We start from the raw sequence: 9757 nt of genomic DNA, 5'->3' as shown, positions 1-9757 counted from the left end.
TTAATATCCTCACTATTGTTATGCGATGTTTTTATCCAGAGCAAATGAGTTGTTTTATCATAATACCAGCCTGCTGTTTTAGCTAATGCATCAGCACTCTCAGCCGCTTTCGAGGTTTGATTATTTTCTGCGATTAAAGATGGTTTCTGATCATGAGCCCAATGTATTTTTGCCAGATAGGTGTGCGGTGCCGGGATAAAGCTACCTACAGGCTTTTTGATCTGCAACTCCCATCCACCGGCAGCTTCTGCGATTGCTATTTGAGTGATCGCCTTATCACCCTGCCGGTATTTTAGGCTGATGCCATCGTCTTCATACAATTTAAACTCGGATGCCTGCCCCGGAAATACATCCAGCGTGATCACATCTACCGGTTTTTCATCCATATATTTCATGGCTGGCTGCATGGGGATGATACTGCCTGCTTTTACAAAAATGGGCAAATGATCGGCCGGAGTTAATATATGTATGTACTGCTTCCCTGTATATTTTTCACCTGTCCAGTAATCAAACCAAACTCCCTTTGGTAAATAAATGGTACGTGTTTGTGCGCCTTTTACGGTTACCGGGCAAACCATCATGTTATCGCCAAACAGGTACTGGTCGGCTATATTGTAGGTATTAGGATCATCCTGGTATTCCAATACTAAGGCGCGCATGAGCGGCATTCCTGTTTGGTATTGCGCATACGCGTTGCTATAAATGTAGGGGATCAGCCTGTAACGGAGGTCGTCATATTTTTTAAAGTTGGCTAAAGCCTCGGCCCCATAGTTCCAGGGTTCTTTATAACCCGGGGGATCCATACCAAATACCATGGCAACCGGGCTAAACATGCCAAACTGTACCCAGCGCATATATAATTCAGGATCGGCGGCATGCTCAAAGCCCCCCATGCAATGCGCCCAATAACCAACACCCGACAAACCGATATTTAACCCGGCCTTGATAACCGGCGCAAAATATTGCCATTCGCTTGGCCAGTCGCCCGCAAAAATGAACGGATATCGCTGGATGCCGGAATACCCCTCGCGGGTTTGATTTAAGCCGCGGATGCCATTATATTCCTGGAACTTTAAATATGGCGCCTTAGCATAAGCAATGGGGAATACATTATGCAGCTGGGTTATTTCCTTACCTGTAGGCCCAACCTTTTCGCTTTCATTAGCTAATGAACCAAATGCACTGCCCTCATCCGTTTTCAGGAATTTAGCACCGATGGAGGCCACTTTCATAACGCCATTGTCCCACCACCAGTTTGCAGCCTGCTGATCAAAAAAGTTTACAAACTCGCCCGGTTTGCCGTTTTCCGGGTACGTAAAACCTTTGGCCTGTGCCTGGTCAAGCAGGTTCAGGTTTTTGGCATTATCAAACCTTGGACGGATATGCAGCCCCACCATCTTAAAGTTCATGGCATACAAGCTGTCAAACATGGCTTTGGGGTCTTTAAATGTTTCGCGCCATTCAAAAGTAGTAGCACCTTTGCCCCCATTTTTACCAAACAGTCGCCAGGTGGAGTCGAGAAAAAGAATATCAACAGGGATCCCCATTTCGCGCATTTTACGGGCCAGTTCAATTACATACTTATCCGAGGTAAGTTCTTCATGCCCCCAGGTACCGCCGCTATAAGTACCCATATGCAAGCCGAAAGCAAACCTTGGTAGCAAGGGCGATTTGCCTGTAATGGCTAAATAACTGTTTAAAATAGCCGGAAATGTTGGGCCATAAATAAAGTAGTAATCCAATTCGCCGTCATTTGCCTTAAAACTGTACTCATCATCGGTTTTACTGCCCATATCCCATTCCGTAGCCGATGAATTATGCAGGTAGATGCCATACCCCTTAGTGCTCATAAAAAATGGTACGGGGCAATAATTGGCCTCGTTGACGTTATAGGCGCCGAGCAAATTATTTTTGCTTTTCCCCCTGCCCACATTCAGTTTTACCAGCTTATTGCGCTGGTCGGTAAAATCCATACGTTCGCCAAAGCCAAAGAAATGCTCATTGGGCAACAGATCTTTAGTGCACATTACCGTATCGCCCATATGATGCAGGCCGCCATTTTGCTTGCTGTTCGGCACATATTCTGATGATAACATTACACCCTTACTATCGGCCACGTTGATAATAAAGGGTGATTTGAGGACTGTAATAATCAGAGCAGCGGTTTGAATAATATATGCCGACTGTGCGTCAGTTACCTTATAATCAACAGCAGGCCAGTTGTAATTCTCCTGCATTAAATGTTCATCGGGTGCAAATTTACGGCTCCAGCTGGCCCTTACACGGAACATGGAAGGCGAACAAAATTCAATTTTAACATCGCCATTGGCATTATTAAAATACAATATATTGCCTTGCTTTTTATAGCCGGACTTATTGCTGCCAATACCCGTCTGGGCGAAGGCATCTACCACAACTAATAAAACAAGTAACAAAAACAGGGATATCTTCTTCATTACTTACTCAGTTTATAAACTTCACTCCCCGCCAGCAGGAAACAGCCCAAACCATAATCTTCAAAATCGGGTACATTGTTATAACCAACAGGCTGGCCATCTTTAGGCTCTTTACCTGTTCCCTGTACAAAGCCAAGCATGCCATCCGGGTGCAGGCACTCTTTTGCCATGGCGTTCCAGGCTTTGATAACTATGGGTAAATAAGTTTTCTTTTTCAGGATGCCATGATTAATACCCCAGGCCATGCCGTAAGTAAACAGGGCCGTACCAGACAGTTCCTTCCCGCCAAAATTGGTCGAATCTTTCAGGCTCACGTTCCAATAGCCGTCCGCACGCTGCAGCGGCACCAATGCCTCGATCATTTCTTTATACACCGATAAATACTCATTGCGGTGAGGCGCGTTTTTAGGCATAACTTCCAATACGCGCAGCATAGCAGCCACTACCCAACCATTACCACGCGCCCAGTAGCAATCCGCGCCGTTAGGTTCCTTGTAAGGAGGTACAAAATCTTTATCGCGCCACCAAAGATGATCTGTAGTATTATACAACCCTTTGCCACCGTGAACAGTTTTAGAGTAGTTGTAAATGTCGAACATCTTTTCATAATACTTATTGTCATTATATATTTCACCAAGCCTGGCATATACCGGCATGGCCATTTGCAGTGCGTCTATCCAGTTCCAGTCATCCTTTTTCTCGCTGTTCACCATCAGGTCGATACTTTGCTTTATTTTTTCAATACGCTCAGGCTTTTTATCTATGAGGTAAAGATCGATATAGGTTTGTCCGCAGCATTGGTTATCTGCATTGCGGGTATCAACAGCACCACGGGGATTCCATTGGTGTTTCTCGCCCCAGTCAACCGCGTAATCATAGTACTTTTTTTGAGGGTCGATCTTGTACATCGCCATCAGCCCTTCGTAATAAACAGCCCTCGTCCATAAATTACTGGTACGGGTTGTTCCCTTTACGGTAACAGAAGCTCCCGGATCAGGCCATTTCTGCATAAAATAATTGTTGGCGAGGGCCATATCGGCCAATACCTTACTTTTTACCGGTTGTTGCGCATTAACACTACCCGCCATTGCCATGATGGCACCGGCGCACAATACCGTTTTTATCCTTATAAATAATTGATTCATATGTAGATTTTTATCAGATCGGGTTCACAAAATATATACTCAGTATTATGGCATTTTTTTAAGCCCCTCCCACCTTACTTTCCATTTTCCATTTTTTGGGAAACCGGGATTGGCAGTGCTTGAACCATCCCAGCCGGCACACATCATGGCTACAGCGGCCAGTAAACCGCCATTGCCCGGCAGATACATCCGCAATCGCCCGTCCTGGTAGTTATGGCCGTTGGCTAAGTAGGTGTTGGTTTTTATGGGCATAAATAAAGCATCAACAGCTTTTTCGGGCATATTTAAACGGGCGGCCGTCATGGCGGTCATCGGGAAATCCCAGCCCCAGGTATCCTTCCAATCCCATACATCCCAAACCAGGTTAAAGGTTTTCTTCATTACCGCCGTATCCAGTTGAACATTATAGGGCAGCATGCCATAAGCAGCTAATACCGCCGGATGATCTGTTTTTAATTTAGGATTGGTATACGCATCGGGCGAGCTTTCCGCAGCCAGGTAAACGCCGTCTTTTTGAGGTAAGGCAGCCAGTTTTTTGAGGATGATGGCATATTTATTATCCGGCTGCAAGCCCAGGCGTTTGCGCCATTGCTGCGCTGTATTTAAAGCCCAGCGCCAGTATTGCAGCTCGTAAGTTGGATTATACGTTTCTTCGGGTTTATAACGTTCCTGTGCCAGGATAATGCCCTTACCTAAGTTATAGTGGTCATGCTCCTTATCATAAGTTGGGAACGAGGCCATAAAATCCGCGTCGGCCAGTACAAGATCTTTATACTTATCCAGGGTTTGTTTGTTTGGATGGGCACGATAATCCAGTTCGGCAAAATAAATAAAGTGCGGTTGCTGCCAGATCAGGAATGCCCCTACCGAAGATGGACTTTCGTTACCATCCGGATCGGTCATTTTTTGCCAGCGGATACCGTCATATCCTTGTCTTTTAGCAATGGCCCTCGCATTCGCTTTTACATGCTGGTACCAACCCAAACTATTTTCAAGCAGCTGCTCCCGGCCCCATAACGCAAAATGGATCCCATGCCACCAGTGCATTTCCAGGTGCGGCTTACCATACCAGCTATTATAAGTTAAACCTGTTTCCTGTGGAGGCTGGTGACCGGAGCATTGTATTTTGGTAAGATATTGTGACAGTACCACCCTGCGTTCCAGTTCTTTTGCCCGGGGATCGGTACTGCCGCTGAAATCAACCGAACCGCCGCTTTGCCAAAAGGCTTTCCATTGCTGTATACTGTTTGTTTGTGTTTGCGCAAAACTGGGCAAAGGCGCTGTGGTTTTCTGCGGAGCAAATAAACAGGTAAATGTTAATTCGCCGGTTTTACCTTGCGGGGATAACACAAACTGATGAGCAGCTGTATTCTTAACCGATGCAGCCCCATTCCAGGCAAGGCGTACAAAATACTGATTGGTATCTAAACGATGAATGATGGTAGCCTGGCCGGTGCCGGAACTAACAACAGCCGAATAATGCTTCTGCGAATCTTTCCAATTGTCGCCATAATCGGCAAATTGATTGGTGGGAAAAGGGAAACGCAACCGTACTTTAAGCCTGCCCTGAGCTAACAATGGCGACTGTACTTTCACTGCTATCAAATCCTTACCCTGGTGCGCATAGGTTTGAACTTTTACCGGCTCACCATCAAAAGTGAAAGAGCTGGTAATAGCGCCTGTCCACAAATTAAGCTCCTGCTGGATATTTTGAATATCGGTTATTTGCGCTTCGCTCCCATCTTTATGCAACAACAGGAAACCGAGGTTGCCCAATTGCAGGCGATGCACATTTTCCCGGAACCAGTTGGCAGCATTCCTGTTACGCCCGGGCTGGTTCCATTGCACCGAATAGCTTACATCACGGCCATTGAGCCTATAGGTTTTTAATGTTTCATCAAACTTATAGCCTGCTGTATCTTTAAAGCTATGCCAGCCCCATTCAGACTGTGTACCCAGCGGAATGCCTTCATCATAATGCTCTGGAAAGGTTTGCAAGCCCGTAGCATCAACAGTAAAAGCAAAACGGCCATTGCCAACAGATAGTGACGACAGCGTGTCTGTACCGTTATTGATGACATTGTGCCTTTGCACCAAAGCCTTACGGTCTATTTTATTTTGCGCCCTTAGTACAACCGGCCAAACAACAGTAAAAAATGCAAAATATACAAGCAGTATTTTTTTCATGTCAAGGGCGTTATGATTCTATTTTAAATATAAATGGTGATGCCGTCATGTACTTACCGCCCTGTGAGGTGGTAAACATGTAGGTTGGTTTACCATTTTGAAATAAGAGTTGGGGCCTTTCAAACCGGCCGTATTTGTTCAGGTATTTGGGAGGCGGCGGCTGATCAATATGATAATATTCAGCGTTAAAATAACCTATCTCGGGTTCGCTCCATTTTTTGCCGGTTTTTGATTCCATGTACAAACCATACTGGTGATTAAATACCCCCATATCCCGGGCCAGCATTTTAAAGCGGCCTTTGTCCAACCAAACAAAAGCATCTTCCAGTTGAGTGTTGTTTCCCCGTCCTGAAAAATCTATCACCGGGTTGCCCTCATATTTGATATAAGGCCCCTCCAGTTTATCGGAAATGGCTAAACCGTATTTACGGTTACCCTTTACCAATGGGTCGGTTGAGGTTTCATATTCTTTGGTGTTCCATGATTTATAAAACAGCCAGTATTGCCCGTTGGGATGTTTAATAAATGCGGGGTTGGTGGTGCAATGATCATCCCATGCCCCTTCCGGGCCAGGTAAAAGCAACGGGGTATCCGGGCGAACCCAGGGGCCATCCAAGGAATCGGCCGTAGCCAGCCCTATCCGTTTGGTATTGGTTTTACCGTTAGAATTGCCCATAAAGAACAGGCAGTATTTACCATCCACCTTTTTTATGGATGGATTATGGCAGGTAGTAGCATCCCAGTAACCCGGCCCGCGCGGGGCAAGGATAGTTCCCAGAAACTTAAACTCGCTTTCGGGCGTATCGGCCACAGCATGGCATATTTCGGATCCATTGATCCATCCGCCCATTTTTTTTGAAGCAACCCATCTTGAAAAAAACACGTGGATCCGGCCATCCGGCCCTTCAATTGGACTGTTACACCATACGTAATAACCTTCCATTTCCAACGCACGACCAACAGGCTTAAGTTTTTTGGCAAAAGCAGAAACATGATCATCTGTGCTACCAAAAGCCAAACCAGGCAATAATGCCATCGCCGAAGCAATACCTAACTGTTCAATAAAACCCCTTCTTTTCATCATTTGAGTACTTATTGAACTATTGCTTTAATAGATATTTATTGAGCCCCAGCTGATTATATGACCTGATGCCCTTTATAACAAATTTGGCATTTAGCTGTGCACCCGGCTCAAGCGTGTGTGTGGCATCCGTGCCGAAGTAGGTTGATTTTACCTTTGCCTCGCCCTCCTGGTCATAATCGTCGGCAATCAGTTTGTTTAAGTCGATAAAAAAGGCTCCGGTTTGCTCGCTGAGCTCGCGGGCCCACTGCCCATAATTGTTTTCATTGTTTCGCCCTGCAGATTTGCCATCTTTCCAGGTGTTACGGGGTATTGGCGAGCAGATGATAGGAGTTGCGCCCTTTGCCTTAATATCCGCAACAAACTTGCGCATATACCAGCCGTAGGTATGTACCACCTCTTTTATTTTCCTGATTGGGTTATATATTTCCTGCTGATCATTGCCAATGCCTTTGATAGCTCCGCGGGCACGGGCCGTATCATCCAGCGCACCGGCGTCGTTATGCCCAAACTGCATGATCACAAAATCGCCGGGCTTGATTTTAACCAACACCTTATCCCACAAACCCATAGTTTGGAAGGTGCGGCTGCTGGTACCTCCAAGCGCATCATTTTCAACCGCAATTTTTGTGGTATCAAAATATGAGGCTATATAATTCCCCCATCCCCATAAACCGCCGTCGCCTTTACCCTTACCATTTTTTACAGTCGAATCGCCTATCAGGTAAAAAGTTGGTTTATCTGCCGGTTTCATCAGCATAAAAGAAGATAACAGTATAACCAGCATCAACAATAAGCCTAAACCTGCATTTGTACGCATCATTTTTTTCATAGCAACCTAAAAATTAGTTTTTAAGATATTTATTCAGAGGATTTGCAGGATCAGCTTTAATGCCGTCAACTACCGATTCGGCGTTCACTGTAGCGCCCATTTTATTGGTATGGGTATGATCTCCAGGGAAAAACTTTTTAACCGAATCAGCGCCCCATTTATCATATTTATCGGCCGTGATGCGGTTCATATCGATGAACATAACGCCTTCCTGCAGCGCTATTTCCTGTGCCCATTTGCCGTAATCATCATTGGCACGGATAACTTTGCCATCACGAAATTCATTCCGGGGAATCATGGATAGTACAATGGGCGTTGCTCCTTTAGCTTTGGTATCCTTGATAAATTTGCGAAAATACCAGCCATAGGTATGCACGGTTTCTTTAGTGCCGTTAGGCCAGGTAAGCTCAACAGTTTCGTTAGTAGTACCTTTTAGTACACCACGATATCCCGCTTTGGTAGTATCAGGTTTACTGCCTTCATTATGACCAAATACCATCATCACGTAATCCCCCGGTTTTAAAAGCGAATCAACCTTATTCCACCGGCCTTCCTTTATAAACGTACGGGTGCTGCGGCCGGCCATGGCATGATTTTCAATATTGATCTTTGCGAGATCAAAATAGTATGGAATGATGCTTCCCCAGCCCCATGTTTCTTTATCGCTATTATGCGTAGTTGAATCACCTATCAGATAAATTGTTGGCTTTTGCTGATTGATAAAAGCCAGGCCTGCAAAAGCCATCATTAATAAAGCTAAAACCGGTTTTAATGCTTTCATATTATTTTTTGATGTTTTTGGGCTTCAGTTCATCTGGTGCGCCATTGGTATAGGACACAAACACCTCCTTTGAAGCTGTTTTAAAAAGATCTTCAATAGTCTCCATCGCTATCATATCAGCAGGTTTAAACTGCGGTGAGGACATATATTTTAAAATACTGTAATACAATTGCTTCGCCGCCGGCCTGTCATCGCCGGTTGTTGGCGAAAGATCGGCGCTGCTCACCATCAGGCTCCCCTTACCTATCTTTGCTTCAAATAATAAGGCTAAACGGCGGTTCATGAACCAGGTATCAATAGGCTGAATAACAGGCCTGAATGTTGCCGGAAAATCTTCCAGGTGCATGACCTGCGCGTTCGACAGGATATCCCACCATTGTATTTCGCTATATGATGATGTAGGGAAATCATTAAATGCAGGATGTTTAGGATCGCATACAAAACCCAGCGTGTGCGGTGGGCGCATTTTAAACCAGGATGTATTCCAGAAAACCGGCGTGAACGACTGTATAATTTCCTTACCCTTTATTACCTTACCCGCTGCATTCAGAAATACTTTGCCCCCATTATTGAGTACCTCTTTTGCCTTATCATCAAGCGAAGTAGTATAATACACATCTGTTTTCACTGTTGGCAAGGCTGCCGGGTACACCCAGAAATCCCAGTCGTTTACGTATTGGGTATTGGGCACAGCAATTTCCAGGTTTAGTTTCTCGGGTGATTTTATTTTTGACAACGGCACACTGATGGCACCTGCCTGCTGGCAGTTACCCATCACATAGCTTTTTTTATCCAAAACACCCTGACTAATTACCCTATGCTGTGCATCGGTTAATTTCCAACTCAACGCAGCGGTTGTAGGTTTGCTATAGTTAAACAGCTCAACCTGCGCTTTCAGTGTTTCATTGTTTTGATATACAAACTTTTCGGTACGGATAAGCGGTACGGTAGCATTGCAAAACCTGGCAAATTGTTCTGCAGTTATATAACCCTTGCTATCCCAAAAGGCATTCAGTACGCCAACCAGCGCCGTGCCCTGCCCCGGATAATCATTTAGTGAAAGCAACTGAAATCCCGAATACCCGGGCGTACGCATGGCTTTTTCAATTTCATGTTTATAACATAAAGCCTGTAATTTTCCGGAAGCCATCAGGAATTTTTCAGCTTCATCGGCCATACCGTGATCTTTAAGGTCTTCCTGAAAAAGTTCAAAATTTTTGGCTTTATAGATCCCGGTATATTTTTCAATCTCCTTAAAATCGGGGAAGGCGCAAT

The 9757-nt window shown here is 45.1% G+C and carries 6 protein-coding genes and 1 pseudogene; all 7 read right to left on the bottom strand.

What is annotated here, in order from left to right; all coding sequences use genetic code 11:
* Window positions 1-2456 (bottom strand): glycoside hydrolase family 31 protein (locus VF500_RS29470; RefSeq protein WP_330863080.1); only part of this gene is annotated, 2456 nt, incomplete at its 3' end.
* Window positions 2456-3601, bottom strand: coding sequence for a glycoside hydrolase family 88 protein (locus VF500_RS29465; protein ID WP_330863079.1), 1146 nt, complete (start codon window positions 3599-3601; stop codon window positions 2456-2458). The genes VF500_RS29465 and VF500_RS29470, both read right to left, overlap by 1 nt.
* Window positions 3602-3646: 45 nt before the next feature.
* Window positions 3647-5788, bottom strand: coding sequence for a hypothetical protein (locus tag VF500_RS29460; RefSeq protein ID WP_330863078.1), 2142 nt, complete (start codon window positions 5786-5788; stop codon window positions 3647-3649).
* Between the two features lie 10 nt (window positions 5789-5798).
* Window positions 5799-6872: a glycoside hydrolase family protein gene (locus VF500_RS29455; protein ID WP_330863077.1), complete on the bottom strand. Its 1074-nt coding sequence runs from the start codon at window positions 6870-6872 to the stop codon at window positions 5799-5801.
* A 16-nt stretch (window positions 6873-6888) separates the two neighbouring features.
* Window positions 6889-7692 (bottom strand): rhamnogalacturonan acetylesterase, encoded by an 804-nt coding sequence (locus VF500_RS29450; RefSeq protein ID WP_330863076.1) that lies wholly within the window; start codon window positions 7690-7692, stop codon window positions 6889-6891.
* A 22-nt stretch (window positions 7693-7714) separates the two neighbouring features.
* Window positions 7715-8482 carry a rhamnogalacturonan acetylesterase gene (locus VF500_RS29445; protein ID WP_330863075.1) on the bottom strand — a complete coding sequence of 256 codons (768 nt, stop codon included), beginning with the start codon at window positions 8480-8482 and terminating at the stop codon, window positions 7715-7717.
* Between the two features lies 1 nt (window position 8483).
* Window positions 8484-9757: pseudogene (locus VF500_RS29440) on the bottom strand (beta-glucuronidase); the annotation flags it as partial.

Origin of the sequence: Mucilaginibacter sp., from assembly GCF_036383575.1 — a bacterium.
Classification (GTDB): domain Bacteria; phylum Bacteroidota; class Bacteroidia; order Sphingobacteriales; family Sphingobacteriaceae; genus Mucilaginibacter.
The sequence above is the reverse complement of the archived record's forward strand: the minus strand, read 5'-3'. Positions and strand labels throughout refer to the sequence as shown.